General features: G+C 70.9%; 19 protein-coding genes. 7 read left to right on the top strand and 12 right to left on the bottom strand.

Going from position 1 to position 21,643, the window contains the following annotated elements:
* Nucleotides 1-41: 41 nt before the first annotated feature.
* Nucleotides 42-836 (bottom strand): carbon-nitrogen family hydrolase, encoded by a 795-nt coding sequence (locus ACGFZQ_RS31500; protein ID WP_393843157.1) that lies wholly within the window; start codon nucleotides 834-836, stop codon nucleotides 42-44.
* Nucleotides 837-1,018: 182 nt separating this feature from the next.
* Between ACGFZQ_RS31500 and ACGFZQ_RS31495 the strand changes: the two genes are divergently transcribed.
* Both ACGFZQ_RS31495 and ACGFZQ_RS31490 read left to right on the top strand, forming a co-directional pair.
* Nucleotides 1,019-1,843 carry a maleylpyruvate isomerase family mycothiol-dependent enzyme gene (locus ACGFZQ_RS31495; protein WP_393843156.1) on the top strand — a complete coding sequence of 275 codons (825 nt, stop codon included), beginning with the start codon at nucleotides 1,019-1,021 and terminating at the stop codon, nucleotides 1,841-1,843.
* A 141-nt stretch (nucleotides 1,844-1,984) separates the two neighbouring features.
* Complete coding sequence (locus tag ACGFZQ_RS31490) at nucleotides 1,985-2,761, top strand: SAM-dependent methyltransferase (protein WP_393843155.1); 777 nt, start codon at nucleotides 1,985-1,987, stop codon at nucleotides 2,759-2,761.
* Between the two features lie 70 nt (nucleotides 2,762-2,831).
* Here ACGFZQ_RS31490 and ACGFZQ_RS31485 read toward each other — a convergent pair whose 3' ends face one another.
* Both ACGFZQ_RS31485 and ACGFZQ_RS31480 read right to left on the bottom strand, forming a co-directional pair.
* Entirely contained in the window at nucleotides 2,832-4,133 is a 1,302-nt protein-coding gene (locus ACGFZQ_RS31485) for a nitrate/nitrite transporter (RefSeq protein ID WP_393843154.1), read from the bottom strand.
* Nucleotides 4,130-4,780: a GntR family transcriptional regulator gene (locus ACGFZQ_RS31480; protein ID WP_351738173.1), complete on the bottom strand. Its 651-nt coding sequence runs from the start codon at nucleotides 4,778-4,780 to the stop codon at nucleotides 4,130-4,132. The genes ACGFZQ_RS31485 and ACGFZQ_RS31480 overlap by 4 nt, the downstream gene beginning before the upstream one ends.
* 190 nt (nucleotides 4,781-4,970) lie before the next feature.
* Between ACGFZQ_RS31480 and ACGFZQ_RS31475 the strand changes: the two genes are divergently transcribed.
* On the top strand, nucleotides 4,971-5,873 hold the full coding sequence (locus ACGFZQ_RS31475) for a D-alanyl-D-alanine carboxypeptidase family protein (protein ID WP_393843153.1): 903 nt from the start codon (nucleotides 4,971-4,973) through the stop codon (nucleotides 5,871-5,873).
* 177 nt (nucleotides 5,874-6,050) lie between these two features.
* Nucleotides 6,051-6,986, top strand: a complete 936-nt coding sequence (locus tag ACGFZQ_RS31470) for a BRO family protein (protein WP_393843152.1) — start codon at nucleotides 6,051-6,053, stop codon at nucleotides 6,984-6,986.
* A 60-nt stretch (nucleotides 6,987-7,046) separates the two neighbouring features.
* Here ACGFZQ_RS31470 and ACGFZQ_RS31465 read toward each other — a convergent pair whose 3' ends face one another.
* The 3 genes from ACGFZQ_RS31465 to pdhA are packed head-to-tail and all read right to left on the bottom strand — an operon-like array spanning nucleotide 7,047 to nucleotide 10,673.
* Nucleotides 7,047-8,465, bottom strand: a complete 1,419-nt coding sequence (locus ACGFZQ_RS31465) for a dihydrolipoamide acetyltransferase family protein (protein WP_393843151.1) — start codon at nucleotides 8,463-8,465, stop codon at nucleotides 7,047-7,049.
* Nucleotides 8,466-8,475: 10 nt separating this feature from the next.
* Nucleotides 8,476-9,456, bottom strand: coding sequence for an alpha-ketoacid dehydrogenase subunit beta (locus ACGFZQ_RS31460; RefSeq protein ID WP_351738162.1), 981 nt, complete (start codon nucleotides 9,454-9,456; stop codon nucleotides 8,476-8,478).
* A 2-nt stretch (nucleotides 9,457-9,458) separates the two neighbouring features.
* Nucleotides 9,459-10,673, bottom strand: a complete 1,215-nt coding sequence (gene pdhA, locus ACGFZQ_RS31455; RefSeq protein ID WP_351738159.1) for a pyruvate dehydrogenase (acetyl-transferring) E1 component subunit alpha — start codon at nucleotides 10,671-10,673, stop codon at nucleotides 9,459-9,461.
* 536 nt (nucleotides 10,674-11,209) lie between these two features.
* Between pdhA and ACGFZQ_RS31450 the strand changes: the two genes are divergently transcribed.
* Nucleotides 11,210-12,226: a phosphotransferase gene (locus tag ACGFZQ_RS31450; protein ID WP_393843150.1), complete on the top strand. Its 1,017-nt coding sequence runs from the start codon at nucleotides 11,210-11,212 to the stop codon at nucleotides 12,224-12,226.
* 37 nt (nucleotides 12,227-12,263) lie between these two features.
* Here ACGFZQ_RS31450 and ACGFZQ_RS31445 read toward each other — a convergent pair whose 3' ends face one another.
* A complete protein-coding gene (locus tag ACGFZQ_RS31445) occupies nucleotides 12,264-13,853 on the bottom strand; it encodes a protein kinase (RefSeq protein ID WP_393843149.1) in 1,590 nt (529 codons plus the stop codon).
* 318 nt (nucleotides 13,854-14,171) lie between these two features.
* On the opposite strand from ACGFZQ_RS31445, the gene ACGFZQ_RS31440 reads away from it, so the two are divergent.
* The gene (locus tag ACGFZQ_RS31440; protein ID WP_393843148.1) at nucleotides 14,172-15,839 is read left to right on the top strand and encodes a protein kinase; all 1,668 of its coding nucleotides are present in this window, start codon (nucleotides 14,172-14,174) and stop codon (nucleotides 15,837-15,839) included.
* Between the two features lie 96 nt (nucleotides 15,840-15,935).
* Here ACGFZQ_RS31440 and ACGFZQ_RS31435 read toward each other — a convergent pair whose 3' ends face one another.
* On the bottom strand, nucleotides 15,936-16,478 hold the full coding sequence (locus tag ACGFZQ_RS31435; RefSeq protein ID WP_351696009.1) for a bacterial proteasome activator family protein: 543 nt from the start codon (nucleotides 16,476-16,478) through the stop codon (nucleotides 15,936-15,938).
* Between the two features lie 186 nt (nucleotides 16,479-16,664).
* On the opposite strand from ACGFZQ_RS31435, the gene ACGFZQ_RS31430 reads away from it, so the two are divergent.
* Nucleotides 16,665-17,198: a hypothetical protein gene (locus ACGFZQ_RS31430; protein WP_393843147.1), complete on the top strand. Its 534-nt coding sequence runs from the start codon at nucleotides 16,665-16,667 to the stop codon at nucleotides 17,196-17,198.
* A 7-nt stretch (nucleotides 17,199-17,205) separates the two neighbouring features.
* Here ACGFZQ_RS31430 and ACGFZQ_RS31425 read toward each other — a convergent pair whose 3' ends face one another.
* From ACGFZQ_RS31425 to ACGFZQ_RS31410, 4 genes are read right to left on the bottom strand one after another with little or no spacing between them, the layout of a single operon-like run.
* Nucleotides 17,206-18,186, bottom strand: coding sequence for an NAD(P)H-quinone oxidoreductase (locus tag ACGFZQ_RS31425; RefSeq protein WP_393843146.1), 981 nt, complete (start codon nucleotides 18,184-18,186; stop codon nucleotides 17,206-17,208).
* 37 nt (nucleotides 18,187-18,223) lie between these two features.
* The gene (locus ACGFZQ_RS31420) at nucleotides 18,224-19,321 is read right to left on the bottom strand and encodes a potassium channel family protein (RefSeq protein ID WP_393843145.1); all 1,098 of its coding nucleotides are present in this window, start codon (nucleotides 19,319-19,321) and stop codon (nucleotides 18,224-18,226) included.
* Nucleotides 19,318-20,712 (bottom strand): molybdopterin molybdotransferase MoeA, encoded by a 1,395-nt coding sequence (locus ACGFZQ_RS31415; RefSeq protein WP_393843144.1) that lies wholly within the window; start codon nucleotides 20,710-20,712, stop codon nucleotides 19,318-19,320. The genes ACGFZQ_RS31420 and ACGFZQ_RS31415 overlap by 4 nt, the downstream gene beginning before the upstream one ends.
* Entirely contained in the window at nucleotides 20,709-21,614 is a 906-nt protein-coding gene (locus ACGFZQ_RS31410; RefSeq protein ID WP_393843143.1) for an NTP transferase domain-containing protein, read from the bottom strand. Before ACGFZQ_RS31410 ends, ACGFZQ_RS31415 begins: the two co-directional genes overlap by 4 nt.
* Nucleotides 21,615-21,643: the final 29 nt, after the last annotated feature.

Raw genomic sequence — 21,643 nt, 5'->3', positions numbered from 1 at the left:
CGCGGAGGACCAGCGACGCGGAGGACTACCGGCGCGGAGGACTACCGGCGCGGAGGTTCGAGGCCCAGCAGGCGGTCCTTGAGCGCCGGGAACTGTTCGCGGGTGGCGGCGACCTTGGCCGGGTCGAGGTCGACGGTGAGGATCTCCTCGCCGGCGCCCGCCTCGGCCAGCACCTCGCCCCAGGGATCGACCACGATCGAGTGACCCGCCTGCGGAACTCCGGCATGCGTCCCGGCCGTTCCACACGCGAGCACGAACGCCTGGTTCTCGACCGCCCGCGCCTGGGCCAGCAGCGTCCAGTGCGCGCGCCGCCGCTCGGGCCAGCCCGCCGAGATCACCATCGTCTCGGCACCGGAGTCGACGAGTGCGCGGAAGAGTTCGGGGAAGCGGAGGTCGTAGCAGGTGGCCACGCCCAGCGTGGTCTCCGGGAGCCGGACGGTCACCAGTTCCTGGCCGGCGCCCATCAGCACCGCCTCGCCCTTGTCGAAGCCGAAGCGGTGGATCTTGCGATAGGCCGCGGCCAGATCACCGGAGGGGGAGAAGATGAGAGCCGTGTTGTAGAGGGGGCCCTCAGGGTCTCGCTCGGGGATGGAGCCGGCGTGCAGCCAGACACCCGCGTCGCTCGCCGCCTTCGCCATCGCCTCGTACGTCGGGCCTTCGAGCGGCTCGGCCTCGGTGGCGAACTCCTCGTAGGCGAACGCGCCGGTCGTCCACAGCTCGGGCAGTACGACAAGATCGGCGTCCGTCTGCTCGCGCACCAGTGCGGTCACGCGGTGCCGACGAGATTCGACCGATTCGCCCTCGTTTACATCGATCTGGATGAGCGAGGCGCGCACAGTACCACCGTCCTGGCATTCGAGCCGTCCACACGGGCCTACGATCGTCACACGAAAGCACTGCCGGGGTGCCTCACAGCAGCGTAACTTAACGTCTCAAGACACCCGCCGACAGCAGCTACCGCCCACTGGCAGCGCCGCCACAACCTGCCCGAGTACCGACCGCCGAGGGGTCCCGTTCCGTGAGTCTGCATCCCACTCTCCAGCCCTACGCCGACGCCTGGACCCACTCCATCGACGCGATATCCGAGCTGGTGACGCCCCTTGCCGAGGGCGAGTGGAACCGGCGGACACCGTGCCCGGGCTGGTCGGTGCGGGACGTGGTCTCCCATGTCATCGGCATGGACACCGAGATGCTCGGCGACCCGCGCCCGATCCACACCCTCCCGCGCGACCTCTTCCACATCACCAACGAGCACCAGCGCTACATGGAGATGCAGGTCGACGCCCGCCGCCACCACACGGCGCCCGAGATGACCTCCGAGCTGGAGTACACGGTCATCCGCCGCAACCGCCAGCTGCGCAACGAGTCGCGGGAGCCGGGGCACGCCGTGCGCGGGCCGATGGGCAAGGAGATCACCCTCGAGGAGGCCATGCGCAACCGCGCGTTCGACGTGTGGGTGCACGAGCAGGACCTGCGGGCGGCGCTCGGCCGCCCCGGCAACCTCGACTCGCCGGGCGCCCAGGTCGCCCGGGACGTGCTGCTCGGCGAGCTGCCCAAGGTGGTCGCCCACGACGCGGACGCCCCGCGCAGTTCGGCCGTCATCTTCGACGTGCACGGGCCGGTGGAGTTCCTGCGCACCATCCGCATCGACATCCAGGGCCGCGGCACCCTGGAGACCACCCCCGCGCTCGGCCCCGCCGCCATCTTCACCCTCGACTGGGAGACCTACGTCCGCCTGGCCTGCGGCCGCATCACCCCGGACGCGGCCGCGGACCGGGTGAAGGCGGAGGGCGACCCGGAACTGACGGCGGCGATCCTGCGGAACTTCGCGGTCACGCAGTAGGAATCCACGCTCAGGCGATAGGAGTCCACGGTCATGCGGTACGAGTCCACGGTCACGCCGTAAGAGACAGCGGGCAGAAACAGGCGCGGGCATCGGTAATTCGGTGGGCCGCGGCAGCCGCCGGGATCTACCTTGCCCGGCATGACCACTGCCACCGCACCGCGCGACGACCTCCCACCCCGCCTGACCCGCCTCACCTTCCACGGCCCGCTCTCCGAGGCACGAGCGGCCGCGATGGTACGGCGGCTCGCGTCCACGCACCCCACCACCGTGCTCGACATCGGCTGCGGCTGGGGCGAGTTGATGCTCCGTCTGCTGGACGCCGTACCCCGCGCACACGGCGTCGGACTGGATGTGCACGCCGGGGATCTGGCGCGGGGACGGCAGGCCGCCGAGGCGCGCGGGCTGACCGACCGGGTGGAGTTCGCCGAGGAGTCGGCGGTGGACACCGGACGCGGCCCGGCCGACGTGGTGCTGTGCCTCGGGGCGAGCCAGGCTCTGGGCGACGACCCGGTGACGGCCCTGCGGGAGCTGCGGCGACTGGTGACCGACGGCGGGCGGGTCCTGCTCGGCGAGGGCTTCTGGCAACGCACCCCGACCGAGGCGGAGCTCTCCGGGATGTGGCCGGGCGCGTCGGCCGCCGACCACCACGACCTGGCGACCCTGGTCGACCTGGCGGTGGCGGCGGGCTTCCGCCCGGAGTGGACGGAGACGGCGAGCCCGGCGGAGTGGGAGGAGTTCGAGTCGGCGTACCAGGCGGACCAGGAGGTATGGCTCGCGACCCACCCCGGCCACCCCCTGGCCACGGAAACCCGGACCCGCCTGGACACCCACCGATCGACCTGGCTGACCTACCGAGGCGTACTGGGCCTGATCTACCTCACCCTCGTGCCGACAACGAGCCGTACCGACAGCTGACCGCCGCACGCCACAGGTCGGGCAACCCTTCTGCCGACTGGAAACGGGTGGCGCGCGGGTGGAGAAGAAGTCACGCAGGCACGTGCACCGTCTCCACCCGGCTCGCCACCAACCGCTCCCGCTCCCGCCGAGCCGCCCGCCCCCGCAACCGCAGGATCTGGCTCACCCCCAGCGCCTGGAGCACGAACACACACGAGAACGCCACCGAGTAGTTGTCACCGGTCGCGTCCAACAGCACACCCACCACGAACAACGTCGTCATCGAGGCCACGAAACCACCCATGTTGGTGATCCCCGACGCGGTCCCCTGCCGTTCGGGCGGATTCGCCGGCCGCGCGAAGTCGAAGCCGAGCATCGACGCCGGCCCACACGCCCCCAGCACCGCGCACAACACCAACAGCAGCCACGTCGGCGCATGCTCGGCCGGATACACCAGTGTCGCCGCCCACACGACGGCAGTCGCCCCGACCGTGCCCAGCGCCAACGGCAGCCGCGCCGCGTGATGCCGGGCGACGATCTGGCCGTAGACCAGACCGATCACCATGTTGGAGAGCACGACCAGCGTCAGCAGCTCACCGGCCGTGGCCCGGGACAGCCCCTGCGCCTGGACCAGGAACGGCAGCCCCCACAGCAGCAGGAACACCATCGCCGGGAACTGGGTGGTGAAGTGCACCCACAGACCGAGCCGGGTCCCCGGCTCCCGCCAGGACGCGGCGATCTGCTTGCGTACGTACGCCGCGCCCCGGTGCGGGAAGGGCGCCGGCTCGTACCCCTCGGGGTGGTCCTTCAGGAAGAACAGCACGAGGACCAGCGCGACCACACCGGCCAGCGCGCTGCCGGCGAACGCGGGGGTCCACCCGATGCCGTGCAGCAACCGGGCCAGGACCAGCGTGGAGACGAGGTTGCCCGCCATGCCGACCAGGCCGGCGAGCTGTGCGACGAGCGGCCCGCGCCGCACCGGGAACCAGCGGGTGCCGAGCCGCAGCACGCTGATGAAGGTCATGGCGTCGCCGCAGCCGAGCAGCGCGCGTGAGGCGAGCGCGGTGCCGTACGACGGGGAGAACGCGAAGCCCAGCTGGCCGGCCGTGAACAGCACCGCGCCGATGGACAGCACCTTCTTCGTGCCGAGGCTGTCGACCAGCAGGCCGACGGGTATCTGCATACCGGCGTAGACCAGCAGCTGGAGTATGGAGAAGGTGGACAGGGCCGAGGCGTTGACGTGGAAGCGGTCGGCCGCGTCGAGGCCGGCGACACCGAGGGACGTACGGAAGATGACGGCGACGAAGTAGACCGAGACGCCTATGGACCACACCGCGACGGCCCGGCGGCCGCCGGGCGGATCGCCGGGCAACGCGACGCTGCCGCGGTTCATCGGACCTCACCCCGCGCCAGGTGCGCGAACCAGTCGACGTGCCGGTGCACCAGCTCGACCGCACGGTCGGCGTCCCCGGCACGCAGCGCGTCCAGGATCTCCTCGTGCTCGGTCAGTGACTTGGCGATCCGGTCGGGGTGGGCGTTCATGATCGCGACGCCCATCCGCAGCTGGCGGTCGCGGAGCTGGTCGTAGAGGCGGGAGAGGATCTCGTTGCCGCCGTCGCGGACGATCTCGGCGTGGAAGCAGCGGTCGGTGACGGCCGCGGCGGCCAGGTCGCCGGCGGCGGCCTCGGCCTTCTGACGGTCCAGCAGCTCCTCCAGGCGGGCCACGAGCATCGCCGACGGCGGTACGGCCTTGCGCACCGCGTGCTCCTCGACCAGCATCCGGGTCTCCACCACGTCCGCGATCTCCTGCGCGGAGACCGGCAGCACCAGGGCGCCCTTCTTCGGGTAGAGCCTGATCAGGCCCTCGACCTCGAGGCGCAGCAGCGCCTCGCGGACCGGGGTGCGGGACACCCCTACGGCCTCGGCCAGCTCGCCCTCGGTGAGCAGCGTGCCGCCCTCGTAGTGGCGGTCCAGGACGGCTTGCTTGACATGGGAGTACACACGGTCGGCGGCGGGGGGCTGCTTGACGGCCAGGCTCATGCCCACAGGATAGATACAACACGTACACATGCAGGTGGGCCGTCCACCATGCGGACGTGACCTATGTCTCCCCAAGCAACCGCACAACCATCTGTGCTACTTACGTGTCCTACACGTGCGGCCCGCACTTCCCTGCCGCCTCAACTTGGCCGCACTACAGGGGCATTCGACTCGACTCGGGGTAACTCACTTGATTACCGGCATTAAGGGCACCCGCTTCCGCAGAGCCGCCGCCGTCGCCGTCACGTCCGGCGCGATGCTCGCCACCGGGGCCCTCACCGCGGCGCCCGCGCAGGCTGTCACGGCGCCCACCATTGTGGCCAAGGGCGGCTACCTCATGAACAACGCCAACGCCGCCTCGCTGTACACGAAGAAGGCGGACACCAAGCTGTCCACCGGCTCGACCACGAAGATCATGACCGCCAAGGTCGTGCTCGCGCAGTCGAACCTGAACCTGGACGCCAAGGTCACCATCCAGAAGGCGTACAGCGACTACGTGGTCGCCAACAACGCCTCCCAGGCCCACCTGATCGTCGGCGACAAGGTCACCGTCCGCCAGCTGCTGTACGGGCTGATGCTGCCCTCCGGCTGCGACGCCGCCTACGCGCTCGCCGACAAGTACGGCACGGGCACCACCCGCGCCAAGCGCGTCGCCAACTTCATCGGCAAGATGAACACCGCCGCCAAGAACCTGCACCTGACGAACACGCACTTCGATTCCTTCGACGGCATCGGCAACGGCAACAACTACTCCACGCCGCGCGACCTGACGAAGATCGCCAGCAGCGCGATGAAGAACTCCACGTTCCGCACGGTCGTCAAGACGAAGAAGTACACGGCGAAGACGATCACCAAGACCGGTTCCACCCGCACCATGGGTGCCTGGACCAACACCAACACGCTGCTCAGCAGCTACAGCGGCGCCATCGGCGTGAAGACCGGCTCCGGCCCCGAGGCCAAGTACTGCCTGGTCTTCGCCGCGACCCGCAACGGCAAGACGGTCATCGGCACCGTCCTCGCCTCCTCCTCGATCACCCAGCGCGCCACGGACGCCACGAAGCTCCTCAACTACGGCTTCGCCCGCCTCGGCTGACACCCCGGCACCCAGACGACGAAGGCCCGCCGCACCATCTGCGGCGGGCCTTTTCGCATACCCGAGCGACCCGGCGCAGCAAAAATCGCATCCTTCCCTCGCAATCGTGAACATCGCAGTATTTGACTGGCATATTCGATTTTCTTCGCCCTAAATTCCGCGGCGGAGGTGGTTCCCATGAACGAACCCGAAAAGCAGGCGAAGCCCGCCAGGTCCCACGAGGCGATCGACGTCGGCGACTTCGTGTACGCGGCGACCGGAGCCCGCGTACGACGACTGACCATGCCGGACGGAACGCACTGGTTCCCGGCGGTGGATGTGTGCAAGGAACTGGGGTACGCCTCACCCGGCAAGGCGCTGGCGGATCATGTCCCGGAGACACATCGAGAGAGTCTTGAGAGTGTCAGCAGCGCTTACGGTCTCAGCATCCCCGCAGGTAGACAGTGGCGTCGAGATCTGCAGCTGATCGATATCCAGGGCTTGCTCGTCCTCGTCATGTCCTGCACCAAGCGCACCGCTGCTCCTTTCAAGGAATGGGCCACCGAGGTGCTCGTGACAGTTCACGAGGAGGGTTCCTACACTCTCGAAGAGGCCGAGGTGCAGCCCACCGAACCGGGCGCGCCCGTCGCCTACGCCATGCCGGAGCAGGTCGCCGAGGCCATCGTCCGGCTGGAGGCGCACAACCTTCAGCTGGACGAGCAGCTGGCGAACGGGCAGCGCGAACTGATCGAGTTGCAGAAGAGCACGCTCGCCGTGCAGCAGGCCATGGTCCGGGCCATGGAACGAATCGCCGACCGGATCGACGAACTCGTCCTCGAACGTCGTAAGCCGTACGGCCCGCCCATGGCGCTGCCGACCACCGAGTCCGTGCTCGCCGACTGGCGGCAGCGGTTGTCGGTGACCGAGGACGTGTGGACGGTGGCCGTCGTCATCGCCCCGGTCCTCGTCGAGCGGGGCGAGCTGCGGGAGCCGCTCGAATCGATCGCCGCGCGCACCGGCCTGACGGTGCACCGCGTCAACGAGTGTCTCCGGCTGCTGCGCAAGCACGCCTGCATCCACTCGCGGGGCGGGACGGAGGAGGGGGCGCCGGTCTACGTGCTGAACCGGATCTGAAAGTGAGTGGGCGGTCGCAAGACCAAGTTGCGACCGCCCACTCGTCCAACCTATCCGTCCTCAGCCCCAGGTAATCAACCGCTTCGGCTGTTCCAGGATCGCCGCGATGTCCGCGAGGACCTTGGAGCCCAGTTCGCCGTCGACCAGGCGGTGGTCGAAGGACAGGGCCAGCGTGGTGACCTGGCGGGGCTTGACCTTGCCCTTGTGGACCCAGGGCTGGAGCTTGATCGCACCGACCGCCAGGATCGCCGCCTCGCCCGGGTTGAGGATCGGCGTCCCCGTGTCGATGCCGAAGACACCGACGTTGGTGATCGTCACCGTGCCGCCCTGCATGGCGCCGGGCGAGGTCTTGCCGTCCCGGGCCGTGGTCACCAACTCACCGAGGGACTCGGCCAGCTGCGGCAGCGTCTTCGCGTGGGCGTCCTTGATGTTCGGGACGATCAGGCCCCGCGGGGTGGCCGCGGCGATGCCCAGGTTGACGTAGTGCTTGAGCACGATCTCCTGGTTCGCCTCGTCCCAGGACGCGTTGATGTCCGGGTTGCGCCGGATCGCGACCAGCAGGGCCTTGGCGATGAGGAGAAGCGGGTTCACCCGGAGGCCTTGCAGGTCCTTGTCCTGCTTCAGCTCCTCCACCAGCTTCATCGTGCGGGTCACGTCCACCGTCACGAACTCCGTGACATGCGGGGCCGTGAACGCCGAACCCACCATCGCCGCCGCCGTCGCCTTGCGGACGCCCTTGATGGGGACCCGGGTCTCCCGCGCACCCTCGTACGACGCCACGGGAGCCGCCGGCACGGCGGGAGCCGCCGGCACGGCCGGCGCCTGCTGCGGGGCCGCCGCCGGTACGGCCGCCACCGCCGCGTGGACGTCCTCGCGCGTGATGACGCCGTCCGGGCCCGACGGGGTCACCGTGGCCAGGTCGACGCCCAGGTCCTTCGCCAGCTTGCGCACCGGCGGCTTCGCCAGCGGACGGGCACGCTCCGCGGCGGGGGCCTCGGGGACCACTGCGGCGACCTCGGCAGGGCCGTGGCCGTTCAGCTCCTGCTGGACCGCCGCCGTGACCGCCGCCTCGGCGACCGTCACCTCCGGGCCCTTGCGCGGGCGGCGCTTCGTGGAGGAGGCCGCGACGCCGTAGCCGACGAGGACCGGCTGGCGGGCCTGCGGCTTCTCCTCCGGCTCCGCGGCCGGCGCGGGCTCCGCCACGGGAACGGCCGCCCCGCCCGACACGTCCACCGCGATGATCGCCGTGCCCACGTCGACCGTGGTGCCCTCGGCGAAGCGCAGCTCGCGCACCACCCCGTCGTAGGGGATGGGCAGTTCGACGGCCGCCTTCGCCGTCTCGACCTCGCACACCACCTGGCCGTCGGTGACCGTGTCGCCCGGCTGGACGTACCACTTGAGGATCTCGGCCTCGGTGAGCCCCTCGCCCACGTCCGGCATCTTGAACTCGCGTACGGACGCTTCCGTCATCGTCGTCACGACCCTCTCCTCAGTACGCCAGGGCACGGTCGACGGCGTCGAGCACCCGGTCCAGGCCCGGAAGGTACTCCTCCTCCAGGCGGGCCGGCGGGTAGGGGGCGTGGTAGCCGCCGACCCGGAGCACCGGGGCCTCCAGGTGGTAGAAGCAGCGCTCGGTGATACGGGCGGCGATCTCCGCGCCCGAGCCGAAGAACACCGGTGCCTCGTGGACGACGACCAGCCGGCGGGTCTTCTCGACCGAGGCCTGGATGGAGTCGAAGTCCAGCGGGGAGACGGACCGCAGGTCGAGGATCTCCAGGGACCTGCCCTCCTCGGCGGCCGCGTCGGCGACCTCCTGGCAGAGCTTCACCATCGGGCCGTAGGCGGCCAGGGTGAGGTCGGTGCCCTCGCGGACCACGCGCGCCTTGTGCAGCGGGCCCGGGATGGATTCGGTGTTGACCTCGCCCTTGTCCCAGTAGCGGCGCTTGGGTTCGAAGAAGATCACCGGGTCGTCGCTCTGGATGGCCTGCTGCATCATCCAGTAGGCGTCCGAGGAGTTGGACGGGGAGACGATCTTCAGGCCCGCCACGTGCGCGAAGAGCGCCTCGGGGGACTCCGAGTGGTGCTCGACCGCGCCGATGCCGCCGCCGTAGGGGATGCGTACGACGACCGGCATCTTGACCTTGCCCAGCGAACGCGCGTGCATCTTCGCCAGCTGGGTGACGATCTGGTCGTAGGCCGGGAAGACGAAGCCGTCGAACTGGATCTCCACCACCGGGCGGTAGCCGCGCAGGGCGAGGCCGATCGCGGTGCCGACGATGCCGGACTCGGCGAGGGGGGTGTCGATGACGCGGCTCTCGCCGAAGTCCTTCTGGAGGCCGTCGGTGACCCGGAAGACGCCGCCGAGCTTGCCGACGTCCTCGCCCATGACGAGGACCTTGGGGTCGGTCTCCAGGGCGCGGCGCAGCGACTCGTTGATCGCCTTGGCCAGAGCCATCTTTTCCGCTGCCATGGTCAGGCCCCCTCTACGTCCGCGAACGACGCCTGGTAGGCGGCGAACTGGGCTCGTTCCTCGTCGACGAGCGCGTGCCCGTCCGCGTACACGTGCTCGAACATGGCGAAGTTGTCCGGGTCCGGCATGGCTCGGACCGCTTCGCGCACTCGCCTGCCCAACGCCTCGGACTCGGCCTCGAGTTCCGCGAAGAATCCCTCGTCCGCGTGGTTTGAGGCCTCCAGGTACCGGCGAAGGCGCAGGATCGGGTCCTTGGCCTCCCAGGCCTCACGCTCCTCGTCGGCCCGGTACTTGGTCGGGTCGTCGGAGGTGGTGTGGGCGCCCATCCGGTAGGTGTACGCCTCGACCAGCGTCGGGCCCTCGCCGCTGCGGGCTCGCTCCAGCGCCCACTTGGTGACCGCGAGGCAGGCCAGCACGTCGTTGCCGTCGACACGGACGCCGGGGAAGCCGTAGCCCTGGGCGCGCTGGTAGAGCGGGACGCGGGTCTGCTTCTCGGTCGGCTCGGAGATCGCCCACTGGTTGTTCTGGCAGAAGAACACCACCGGGGCGTTGTAGACCGCGGCGAAGGTGAACGATTCGGCGACGTCGCCCTGGCTGGAGGCGCCGTCGCCGAAGTAGGCGATGACCGCCGAGTCCGCGCCGTCCTTGGCGACGCCCATGGCGTAGCCGGTGGCGTGCAGCGTCTGGGAGCCGATGACGATCGTGTAGAGGTGGAAGTTGTTGCTGTTGGGGTCCCAGCCGCCGTGGTTGACGCCGCGGAACATGCCCAGCAGGTTGGTCGGGTCGACCCCGCGGCACCAGGCGACGCCGTGCTCACGGTAGGTCGGGAAGACGTAGTCGTCCTCGCGGGTGGCGCGCCCGGAGCCGATCTGGGCGGCCTCCTGGCCGAGCAGGGACGCCCACAGGCCCAGCTCGCCCTGGCGCTGCAGGGCGGTGGCCTCGGCGTCGAAGCGGCGGGTGAGCACCATGTCGCGGTACAGGCCGCGCAGGTCGTCGGGGGTGATCCCGGCGACGTAGGAGTCGTACTCGGCGTTCTTGACCCGCTTGCCCTCCGGGGTCAGCAGCTGCACGAGTTCGGGATCGGTGCTCTTCTTCGTGGTGGTGCGAGGCGTGGTGGTGCGAGTGGTGCGCTTGGTGCCGGTCTTGCTGCCGGTGGTACCGGCTTTGCCTGCGGCGCTGCGTCGCGGTTCGCTCGCGGCACTGCTGTCCACGGTCACGTGTGCTCCTCCGTCGGTCCGGCCCCCGGGGTTGCCGGGTGAACCAGTGCGGCTCACCTGCTTCCGACACCCGTGGCACGGGGTGGGTGCCACTCGGCCGGGAACAGGCGTGACAGGTGCCCCGGCGAGCGCCCTGCAAGATGCACGTTACCCAGTGCTCCACATTTCTGTGAAACCCCTCCTGACCTGCGATTTTGCTTGGAAATCCAAGTACTTTTTGCTTGGGTTTCCTAGTAAATCGACACAGGCTGGAAGGTAGCTGGTCAGAGCCTTGCGGGAGGCCGGAGCTACCGCACGTTATCCCGCCACCCCGGGCCACGGGAAGATGTACGGCTCTCGGCCCGCGACACGGGCGCGCCACGGTGAGGGCATCTCCGATGGTGCGTCCTGGGACGATTCCTTCGCACCCGCGTTCGCCCCGGTCCACCACGTGACCGAAAGCGACCAACCGCGACTGCCTGCGACAATCCCCAGCTCACAGGCCCAGGCGTTGCCCTAGCATCTGCCGCGTGCCGCGCCCATGTGTACCACCCCTCATGCCCCATGCGCCCCCTCTGGGCGCCCTGCTCCGGCTGTACGCCGCCGGTTCCGCACTCACCTGCGAACCCGTCGAACAGGGCTTGCTCAACCGCGGCTACCGCGTCCGCACCACCCGCGGCCGCTACTTCCTGAAGCACCACTTCGACCCCGACACCGCCGACCCGGCCGCCATCGAGCGCCGCCATCTGGCCACCCAGCGCCTGGCCGCCCTCGGCGTCCCGGTCGCCCCGCCGCTGGCCCACCGTGAGGGCCGTACGGTCGCCGTCGTCGGCGGCCACGCCTACGCGCTGCACCCCTGGATCGACGGCCGGCACCGGCACGGCGGACAGCTCACGCGCGGGGAGTGCGCGCGGCTCGGTGCGCTCCTGGGCGCCGTGCACGCCTGCCTGGAGCGCGTGATGCCACCCAAGGGGCGCACCCGCCCGGCAACGAGCCCCCATCCCGTCGAGAGCGCCGATCCCGCCGACACCTTCGCGCTCATCGACGACCTGCTCGCCCAGGTCAGCCGGCACCGGCCCGCCGACGCCTTCGACGAACTCGCCCGGCACCGGTTGCTCGAACGCCGTGCGCTCCTGGAGCAGCACGCCGGCCGGCGTCCCCCGCGCGGCGCCTCCGTGGGCTGGGTGCACGGCGACTTCCACCCGTTCAACCTGCTCTACAAGGACGATGCGCCCGCCGCGATCGTCGACTGGGACCGGCTGGGCGTGCAGCCCCGCGCGGAGGAGGCCGTCCGCGCCGCCGCGATCTTCTTCGTGCGCCCGGCGGGAGCGCTCGACCTGGCGAAGGTGCGGGCGTACGCGCGCGCGTACCGGCGCGCGGCCGGTGCCACGCCCTCGGAGCTGGCGGCGGCCGTGCACCGCGTGTGGTGGGAACGGCTCAACGACTTCTGGATGCTGCGCTGGCACTACGAGCGCGGCGACACCCGCGCGGACCCTCAGTTCCCGGCCGCGTCGGCGCTGGCCGTGTGGTGGACCGGAGAGTACGACGCGGTGTGCGACGCGTTCGTCGGGTGAGGGCCGTTGCTCAGCCCCGCGGGGGTGCCGGTGTCCTTCAGGGGTTGCCCAGCCCGGCGCCGGAGATCGTGTTGCCCTGGTCCGTGTCGCCGCTGCCGCCGTCCGTGCCCGTCGATTCGGTGGGGTCCGTCTCGGGGGAGCTCGCGGTGTCGGTGGGCTGCGAGGCGCTCGCCGTGTCGGACGGCTCGTCGGTCGGGTCGGTGCTCTCCGTCTGGGACTGGGTGTACGACGGGGTCTCCGACGGCGTGTAGTCGGAGTTGTCGTCGTTGCCCGAGCCGCTGGTGTCGGTCTCCGTGTCCGTGGCCGTGTCGCTGGCCTCGTCGGAGGGGCTCGCGCTGGGCGTCTCGTCCTTGGTGGACTGCGAGACGCTCGGCGACGTCGACGTCCCCGGGTCACCGCCGTTGCCGCCGCCCTTGTTCAGGGCCAGCGCGACGCCCGCCGCGATGGCGATCACCGCGAAGACGGCCAGGATCCACAGCTTGCCGCGGCCGCTGCCCCGGTTGCCGTGACCCTCGAAGCCGCCGTCGTCACCGCCGCCGTAGCCGGACGGCAGGATCGGCTGCGGGATCTGCGAGGTCCCGTTGGAGGCCATCGGGTTCTGCATCACCGTCGTGCCGGCGAAACCGCCCGCCGAGGCGTGCCGGCCGTCGTGCACGGTGACCGGGCCGGTGTTCCAGGTGCCGGTGTGGGCGCCCTGGTCGTACAGCATCTGCAGGCCGTACTGGACCAGGCCGCGCATCTCCTCGGCGGTCTGGAAGCGGTCGTCGGGCTCCTTGGCGAGCGAGCGCATGACCAGGCCGTCCAGCTCCGGCGGGGCGACGCCCTCGGAGGTCTGGGACGGCGGCACCGGGATGTCCTGGACGTGCTGGTAGACCACCGACAGCGGCGTCTCACCGATGAAGGGCGGCCGCAGTGAGAGGAGTTCGTACAGCAGGCAGCCGGTGGCGTACAGGTCGGAGCGGTGGTCGACGGCCTTGCCGAGCGCCTGCTCCGGGGAGAGGTACTGGGGCGTGCCCATGACCATGCCGGTCTGCGTCATCGTCGTGGACGCGCCGTGCAGGGCGCGGGCGATGCCGAAGTCCATCACCTTGACGGCACCGTTGTGGGTGATGATCACGTTGGCGGGTTTGATGTCGCGGTGCACGATGCCGTGCTGGTGCGAGTAGGCCAGCGCCTCCAGCACCCCGGACGTGATGATCAGGGCCTGCTCGGGGCCCGGCGCCTCGGCGTTGATCAGCAGGTCGCGGATGGTGCGGCCCTCGACCAGCTCCATCACGATGTACGGCACGGACTGGCCGCCGACCACGTCCTCGCCGGAGTCGTACACCGCCACGATCGCGTGGTGGTTGAGCCCGGCGACCGACTGTGCCTCGCGCGTGAAACGGGCCTTGGAGACCGGGTCCTCGGCGAGGTCGGCACGGAGCAGCTTCACGGCCACGGTGCGGCCCAGCCGAACGTCCTCGGCCGCGAACACCTCGGCCATGCCGCCCCGGCCGAGGCGGTGGGTGAGCCGGTAACGGCCGTCGCCGACCAGACCTCCGTTGCCCCACAGCTCAGGCGCGTCCGACATACCGCCGCCAGTCGCCTCGGGGTCGGACGGGCCCTGGGCGCTGTGCGTCTGTGCCATCGGTCCTCGCCGTCGTTTCTGCCCGCGGTGCGCGCGGTGTTGTCACGGTCTCAGTCGGCCACGCTACAGCCTCCGCGCAACCCCCAGGTCCGGGTTCCGGCCCGTGGACGGACCGGCCATCAAACCCGTACCACGCGCTGTCGTGCAAATTCTGTGTACCGGACGTACGGCAGCTGTAACGCTTCCGCGGCTCTTCTTTCGCGTACGGTCACGGATCGGGCACCGCGCTTGACGTGTCGGTGCCCTCCGGCAGACTTGGCCGGGAATGAGACATTCGATCAACAAGGGTGCCTGAGCGCCCGACGGGGGACGGGGCAAATGAGCCAGGACGGCGCACACGGCCGTTACGTGGGGCGGGCTCTGGCGGGTGGCCGCTACCAACTGCGCGACCTGCTCGGCGCGGGCGGTATGGCCTCCGTGCACCTGGCGTACGACACGGTCCTGGACCGGCAGGTCGCGATCAAGACCCTGCACACCGAACTCGGCCGGGAACAGGCCTTCCGCGAGCGTTTCCGCCGCGAGGCCCAGGCAGTGGCCAAGCTCACGCACACCAACATCGTCTCCGTCTTCGACACCGGGGAAGAAGAACTCGACGGCTCGACCATGCCGTACATCGTCATGGAGTACGTCGAGGGCCATCCGCTCGGCTCAGTGCTCGACGAGGACGTGCGGCAGTACGGCGCGATGCCCGCCGACAAGGCGCTGAAGATCACCGCCGACGTGCTGGCCGCGCTGGAGATCAGCCACGAGATGGGGCTGGTGCACCGCGACATCAAGCCCGGCAACGTGATGATGACCAAGCGCGGGGTCGTCAAGGTGATGGACTTCGGCATCGCCCGTGCCATGCAGTCCGGGGTCACCTCTATGACCCAGACCGGGATGGTCGTCGGCACCCCGCAGTACCTCTCCCCGGAGCAGGCCCTCGGCCGGGGCGTGGACGCCCGCTCCGACCTCTACTCGGTCGGCATCATGCTGTTCCAGCTGGTCACCGGCCGGCTGCCGTTCGACGCGGACTCGCCGCTGGCGATCGCCTACGCGCATGTCCAGGAGGAGCCGGTCGCTCCCTCCTCGGTCAACCGTGCCCTTCCCCCGGCCGTGGACGCGCTGGTCGCCCGCGCCCTGAAGAAGAACCCGAACGAGCGCTTCCCGACTGCCGAGTCCATGCGCGACGAGTGCCTGCGGGTGGCCGCCTCGCTCCAGCCGGCCGCGCCCAGCATCGTCCCGGGCATCCCGCCGGCCCAGAGCGGTTCCGGGGTCGGCTCCGCGGTGTTCCCGCCGGTCGACCAGGCGACGCCGGCGCCTCCCGGACCGGTGCAGACGCCGTACCAGCCGACTCCGCACCCGAACCCGAATCCGTACGGCACCCCGGCCCCAGGGCCGGTTCCGGCTCCCGCTCCGGCGTACGGCTATCCGCAGCAGGCGGGTTACCAGACGCCGGCCGGGTACGCCCAGCCGGTGCCGACGACCCCGCCGCCGTACACCATCAGCCCCCAGTCGCCGTCCTCCGGTGGTGGGGGCAGGGGTAACCGGCCGGTGGTCATCGGGTCGATCGCGGTCTCACTGGTCGCGGTGATCGGTCTGGTCGTCGCGCTGGCGCTGAACAACGGCGGCGGAAGCGGAGACGACAACGGCGGAAGCGGCGGCAACGGCGGAAGCACCGCGAGCGCCGGGGCCTCGCACGCGTCGGGCTACCGCGGGCCGGACACCGCGAAGACCATCGAGAAGACCGAGTGCACCGAGCCGCAGGAGTCGTACGACGACGCCGACAAGATCCAGGTCCCGGACTTCAAGTTCAAGTACGTCAAGTCGGTCAAGGAGTGCTTCCAGGCCGCCGGCTGGCGGATGAAGATCACCCCCATGGACGAGAACACCTACGGCGACGGCACGGTCATGGAGCAGTTCCCGTCCTCCGGCACGGACGTCGACCCCGAGGACATGCCGACCATCGAGCTCAAGGTGTCGACGGGCAACCCGGCCACCGGCTGAGGCGCGGCACAGCAGTCGCACTAGTAAGGGCCCGGCGGTGTACGCCGGGCCCTTCGCCGTCTCGGGAGTCCTGCTCAGAAGTCCTGCTCGGGAGTCCTAGAGGTACGGTCCGCCGGAACGGCCGGCCGCCGGTCCGTGTTCCTCGCCCTCGTGGCCGACGCCCGGCGGGAGCGCGCGCCGCATCTGCTCCAGCTGGGCGCGGGCGGCCATCTGCTGGGCGAACAGGGTGGTCTGGATCCCGTGGAAGAGGCCCTCCAGCCAGCCGACCAACTGGGCCTGCGCGATCCGCAGTTCCGCGTCGGTCGGGGTCACGTCGTCGGTGAAGGGCAGGGAGAGCCGCTCCAGCTCCTCCACCAGCTCCGGCGCCAGACCGTCCTCCAGCTCCTTGACGGAGCTGGCGTGGATCTCCTTGAGCCGGACCCGGCTGGCCTCGTCGAGGGGAGCCGCCCGCACCTCCTCCAGGAGCTGCTTGATCATGCTGCCGATCCGCATGACCTTGGCGGGCTGTTCCACCATCTCCGTCACCGGGATCTCGCGGGAGTCCTCGTCCCCGTTGCCGCCACCGAGTGCCATCCCGTCCTGGCCCACGACCAGGATCTGCGGATTCTCGGGCGACCGTTCGTTCCTCGGCATCTCCATGCCGCCATTCTCTCGCACCCGTACAGCTCATCACCGTGGTGCCCCCCGGTTGGGGCTGATCCACCTTCCCGAGCCGCTCCCGGACGGGCGTAGACCCATCGGCCGAATCAGAAATGCCGGTCTTGTCAGTGAATGTGAGTCTGGTGTGCGTCGGCTCTGACGACTGTGTTCCAGGAGGTCACCGACGTGACTCCAAGGCCGCGATCCACCCTCGGCGGCGTGCGGCTCGCGCTCGTCCGCCTGCTGCTCGTCCTCGCGACGGTACTGCTGCCGTACGGCACGGCCGTCGCGTACGACCCCGAGCCCGTGGTCGCCCATGACCCCGAGCCCGTGCCCTCGGACTCCGCCGACGCCTCGGCCTCCCCCGAGCCGTCCCGGGCCGGAACCCTGGCCGGTGAGGGCCGGCTGCGGCCGGGACGGCCCCAGGGCCCGGCGGCGGCCGTCCAGGGGCAGGACGAAGACGGCTCGGGGGAGGACGAGGACGAGCCCGGCGAGGAGACCGGCGACGCGAGCCCGGCCGCCACCTCGGCACAGCCGCCCCGGGAGGCCGGACTGGTGCCCACCCCGTCCCCGCCGCACCCCACGCACCAGGCCGTGGCCCACAGCGAGGAGGACGCCTCCGAGCCTGTGCTGCACATCCTGCCGCTGGGCAGCGGCCTGGTCCTGATCGGCCTCGGGCTCGGCCTCGCCTTCGTCGCCCTGCGGGTGCGGCGGAGCTAGGGCCTGTCTAAGGGGCCACGAGGAGGACCTTGCCGATGTGCGCGCTGGCCTCCACCAGCCGCTGGGCCTCGGCCGCCTCGGCCATCGGCAGCTCGCGGTCGACGACCGGCCGGACATGGCCGCCCGCGATCAACGGCCACACATGCTCCCGCACGGCCGCGACGATGGCCGCCTTCTCGGTGAGCGGACGAGCGCGCAGCGAGGTCGCGCTGATCGCGGCCCGCTTGCCGAGCAGCGCGCCGATGTTCAGCTCGCCCTTCACCCCTCCCTGCAAACCGATGATCGCGAGCCGCCCGTTGACCGCGAGGGCCCGCACGTTCCGGTCCAGATAGCTGGCGCCCATGTTGTCGAGGATGACGTCGGCCCCGGCGCCGTCGGTGGCCTGCCGTACCTCGGCGACGAAGTCCTGGTCGCGGTAGTTGACGAGGATGTCCGCGCCCAGCTCGGCGCAGAAGTCCAGCTTCTCCTTGGTGCCCGCGGTGACCGCGACCTTGGCGCCGACCGACTTGCCCAGCTGGATCGCCATGGTGCCGATGCCGCTGGTGCCGCCGTGCACGAGCAGCGTCTCACCGGGGTGCAGGTGGGAGATCATGAAGACGTTCGACCAGACCGTGCAGGCCACCTCGGGCAGGGCGGCCGCCTGCTTGAGGTCCACGCCCTCGGGCACCGGCAGCAGCTGCCCGGCCGGGACGGCGACCTTCTGCGCATAGCCGCCGCCCGCGAGCAGTGCGCACACCTCGTCGCCGACCGACCAGCCGGAGACACCGGGGCCGAGCTCGACGATCCGGCCGGAGCACTCCAGACCGGGATAGGCGGAGGCGCCCGGCGGCGGGTTGTAGTTGCCCTGCCGTTGCAGGATGTCGGCACGGTTGACGGCGCTGGCCACCACCTCGACCAGCACCTCGCCCTCCCCGGGCACGGGATCGGGGACCTCGTCCCACACCAGCGCCTCGGGCCCACCAGGTTCGGGAATCGTGATCGCATACATACGGCCGACGCTACCCCCCGACCGGCCGCGCTCCCGGTCAGGCCCGGGGCAGCGGCCGTATGTCCGGGGCGACCTGGGTGCCCGGGGAGGCCCGCACGATCGTGATCAGCCGGTCCGTCAGCTGGATGGTGCCGACGGCCGGGTCGTCGTAGCCGAGCACCCGGTGTCCGCGGAGGACGCTCACCACCAGGTCGGACGTCTCGCGCGGGGTCTTGCCGACCTCGGCCTTGACCGCCGGGCGCTCCACCAGGTCCAGGCCGGTGCCCTGCTGGATCAGGTCCTCCATGACCATGCCGGCGGCCGGACTGAGCACGGACAGCCCCAGCAACCGTCCGGCGGCGCTGGCGCTGGTGATGACGGCGTCGGCGCCGGACTGCTGGAGCAGCGGGGCGTTCTCCTCCTCACGGACCGCGGCCACGATCTTCGCGCCCTTGTTGAGCTGCCGGGCGGTCAGGGTCACCAGCACGGCCGTGTCGTCCCGCTGGGTCGCGATGATGATCTGCCGGGCGCGCTGCACCTCGGCCCGCTTCAGCACCTCGCTTCGTGTCGCGTCCCCGACCACCCCGGCGTATCCCTCGGCAGTGGCCGCGTCGATCGCCGTGGCGCTGGGGTCGACCACGACCACCTGTTCCTTCTTCAGCCCGGTCGCGCAGACGGTCTGGATCGCCGACCGCCCCTTCGTCCCGAAACCGACGACGACGGTGTGATCCCGCAAGGCGGACCTCCAGCGGTTCTGGCGCCATTCCTCCCGGGTGCGTTCGGTGAGGACTTCGAGCGTGGTGCCGACCAGGATGATCAGGAAAAGCACGCGCAGAGGCGTGATGACGAAGATGTTGGTGAGCCGGGCGGCGTCACTGACCGGGGTGATGTCGCCGTATCCGGTGGTGGAGAGGGTGACGGTCGCGTAGTAGAAGGCGTCGAGGAGGTCGACGCTGCCGTCCGAGGTGTCGTTGTAGCCCTTGCGGTCGGCGTAGACGATGAACGCGGTGGCGACCAGCAGGAGCAGGGCCAGTGACAGCCGTTTGCTGACCTGGCGGATCGGGCGCTCCACCACTTTCCTCGGGAGTTTCACCCGTTGGGTCACCAGATGTTCGTCCGCCTGGCGGGCGATGGCGTCATGGCCCGGAAGTTTCACGTGAAACACACCTCGATCCCCGCGGCCGCCCACGGCAGGTCAAGGAGCTCCGTCTCCTCACCCCGCTGTGCCCCGCCCGGCGGTACGACCGCGAGCGCGTCGGCGGCGGCGATGCCGCGGAGCATCGCCGGGCCGTTGTAGTGCAGCGGGACGGCCGCGTCACCCCGCAGGACGACCGGGATGAGCCGGGTGTCGTACGGGTGTCCCTGCGCCGCTTCCGCCAGGGGCACCGCGTACGGCTCGGGGGCCGGGTGGGCGGCGAGGGTGCGCAGCAGGGGCTCGGCGAGGGTGAGCAGGCCGGAGACGGCCGCGAGGGGGTTGCCGGGGAGACCGACGAGGTGCTGGTTCTGCTGGGTGCGGGCCAGCAGCATGGGGTGGCCGGGGCGGACCTTGACGCCGTCGACGAGGAGGGCGGCGCCGATGCGTTCCAAGGTGGAGTGGACATGGTCGACCGGGCCGGAGGCGGTGCCGCCCGTGGTGATGACGAGGTCGGCGCCGGACGAGGTGATCGCCTTGTACAGGGCCTTGGCGTCGTCGCCCAGCCGGCGTACGGCGGTCACCTCGGCGCCGAGCGCGCGCAGCCAGGGCGGCAGCATGGGGCCGAGCGCGTCCCGGATACGTCCTTCGCTCGGGAGCCCCTCGGTGAGCAACTCGTCGCCCAGGATCAGGACTTCGGCCCGGGGACGGGGGACGACCGTGACGGTGTCGTACCCGGCGGCCGCGGCGAGGCCGAGGACGGCCGGGGTGACCAGGGTGCCGACGGACAGCAACTGGTCACCGCTGCGGCACTCCTGGCCGCGCGGACGGATGTCCTGGCCGTGCACGACCTCACGGGTGGGGTGCAGCCTGCCCTGGCTGTCGATACGGCCGTGTTCGCTGCGCAGCACCGCGGTGGTGTCCGCCGGGATCCGGGCGCCGGTGGCGATCCGTACCGCTTCACCGTCGGTGAGCGGCTCGGGCTGCGCGTGCCCGGCCAGCACGCCCTCCTCGCGCACGTCCCAGGGACCGGGGCCCGCCACCGCCCAGCCGTCCATCGCGGAGGTGTCGAAGGAGGGCAGGTCGGTCAGTGCGTCCAGCGGGCTGGCCAGAGCCAGCCCGAGGGCGTCGGCCAGTGGCACGGAGACGGGGGCCCGGCGGGCGCCGGAGCGGGCGGCACGGGCGGCGATCTCGCGGGCCTGGGGCCAGGGGGTGGCGCGGTGCTGGTGCGCCGAACGACCGCCGTGGGCGTGCTCGCCCGGGGCGTTGGGCGGGGACGTCTGGCCGCCGCCGACGCCCTCTCCGAACTCCCGGGGCTCCCTGGGCTCTCTCACGAGGGCGAGTGCCTCCTCGACGTCGAGATCGTCGTCGGTGTCCCCGGCGGACGCGCCGACCCGGGTGCCGGGGGCGGTCACCGGCCGAGCCCGGGGCCGGGGGCGGGCTTCCCGGAAGCCGGCTGCTCGGCAGCGTTCGCCTCTTCCTCCCAGCGCAGGGCCAGCGCGGCGGCCTTGCGGGCCGCCTCGGCGACCGCCTCGGGGCCGCCCTTGCCCTGTGCGGCCGCGTAGCCGACGAGGAACGTGGTCAGCGGGGCGGCCGGGCGGGCGACGCCGTGCGCGGCGTCCCGGGCCAGGTCGAGCAGGACGCCGGTGTCGACGTCCAGGTCGATGCCCAGCTCGTCCTTGACTGCGGAGATCCATTCATCCAACACGTGTCCATGCTCCCTGATGCGTGCCCTGGCGTCGGCGATGTCGTCCCAGGTGTCGCAGTCGAAGGACGCGACGGGGTCCGGGACGCGGGTGAGGTCGAGTGCGGCGGTCAGGCGCCGCAGGGGGAGTCCGGTGAGGCCGAGGCCGTCGCCATCCTCGGCGAGGGCGGACAGCGCACGGCGCAGCGGTGCGGTGCGGTAGGCCGCCACCAGGGGCTGGTCCCGGCCGTCGGCGTCGGTGAGCAGGGCGGCGTCGGTGCCGCTGGTGTGCAGGGCCGCCAGCAGCCGCTGCACGGTCGCCTCTTCGAGGAACGGGAGGTCCGCGGAGAGTACGACCACGCGGTCGGCGGTGGTGTGGCGCAGGCCGGCGTCGAGGGCGGCGACCGGGCCGCCGCCCGGGGGGTCCTCGCGGGTCCAGCGGACCGGGCGGGAGGTGGGGCGGGGGGCCGCCACGACGACGGTGTTCCGGGCACCGGCACAGGCCGTGAGCACACGGTCGAGCAGGGGACGGCCGCCTACCCGGACGGAGGGTTTGTCGGCCCCGCCGAGGCGTCTGGCTGCGCCGCCGGCCAACACGATCGCGTCGTGGGCCGGCGGCTCGGTGTCGGTCACCTTTCGAGTATGGGGGGCTTTCTGATCAC

Source organism: Streptomyces sp. NPDC048254 (assembly GCF_043201895.1).
Lineage (GTDB): Bacteria > Actinomycetota > Actinomycetes > Streptomycetales > Streptomycetaceae > Streptomyces.
The sequence above is the reverse complement of the archived record's forward strand: the minus strand, read 5'-3'. Positions and strand labels throughout refer to the sequence as shown.

Bases quoted from the DNA above. Each gene is read 5' to 3' on its own strand.
- ACGFZQ_RS31490 (WP_393843155.1), top strand. From the start codon at position 1,985: ATGACCACTGCCACCGCACCGCGCGACGACCTCCCACCCCGCCTGACC.
- ACGFZQ_RS31485 (WP_393843154.1), bottom strand. From the start codon at position 4,133: ATGAACCGCGGCAGCGTCGCGTTGCCCGGCGATCCGCCCGGCGGCCGC.
- ACGFZQ_RS31480 (WP_351738173.1), bottom strand. From the start codon at position 4,780: ATGAGCCTGGCCGTCAAGCAGCCCCCCGCCGCCGACCGTGTGTACTCC.
- ACGFZQ_RS31470 (WP_393843152.1), top strand. From the start codon at position 6,051: ATGAACGAACCCGAAAAGCAGGCGAAGCCCGCCAGGTCCCACGAGGCG.
- ACGFZQ_RS31460 (WP_351738162.1), bottom strand. From the start codon at position 9,456: ATGGCAGCGGAAAAGATGGCTCTGGCCAAGGCGATCAACGAGTCGCTG.
- ACGFZQ_RS31450 (WP_393843150.1), top strand. From the start codon at position 11,210: ATGCCCCATGCGCCCCCTCTGGGCGCCCTGCTCCGGCTGTACGCCGCC.
- ACGFZQ_RS31445 (WP_393843149.1), bottom strand. From the start codon at position 13,853: ATGGCACAGACGCACAGCGCCCAGGGCCCGTCCGACCCCGAGGCGACT.
- ACGFZQ_RS31440 (WP_393843148.1), top strand. From the start codon at position 14,172: ATGAGCCAGGACGGCGCACACGGCCGTTACGTGGGGCGGGCTCTGGCG.
- ACGFZQ_RS31435 (WP_351696009.1), bottom strand. From the start codon at position 16,478: ATGGAGATGCCGAGGAACGAACGGTCGCCCGAGAATCCGCAGATCCTG.
- ACGFZQ_RS31425 (WP_393843146.1), bottom strand. From the start codon at position 18,186: ATGTATGCGATCACGATTCCCGAACCTGGTGGGCCCGAGGCGCTGGTG.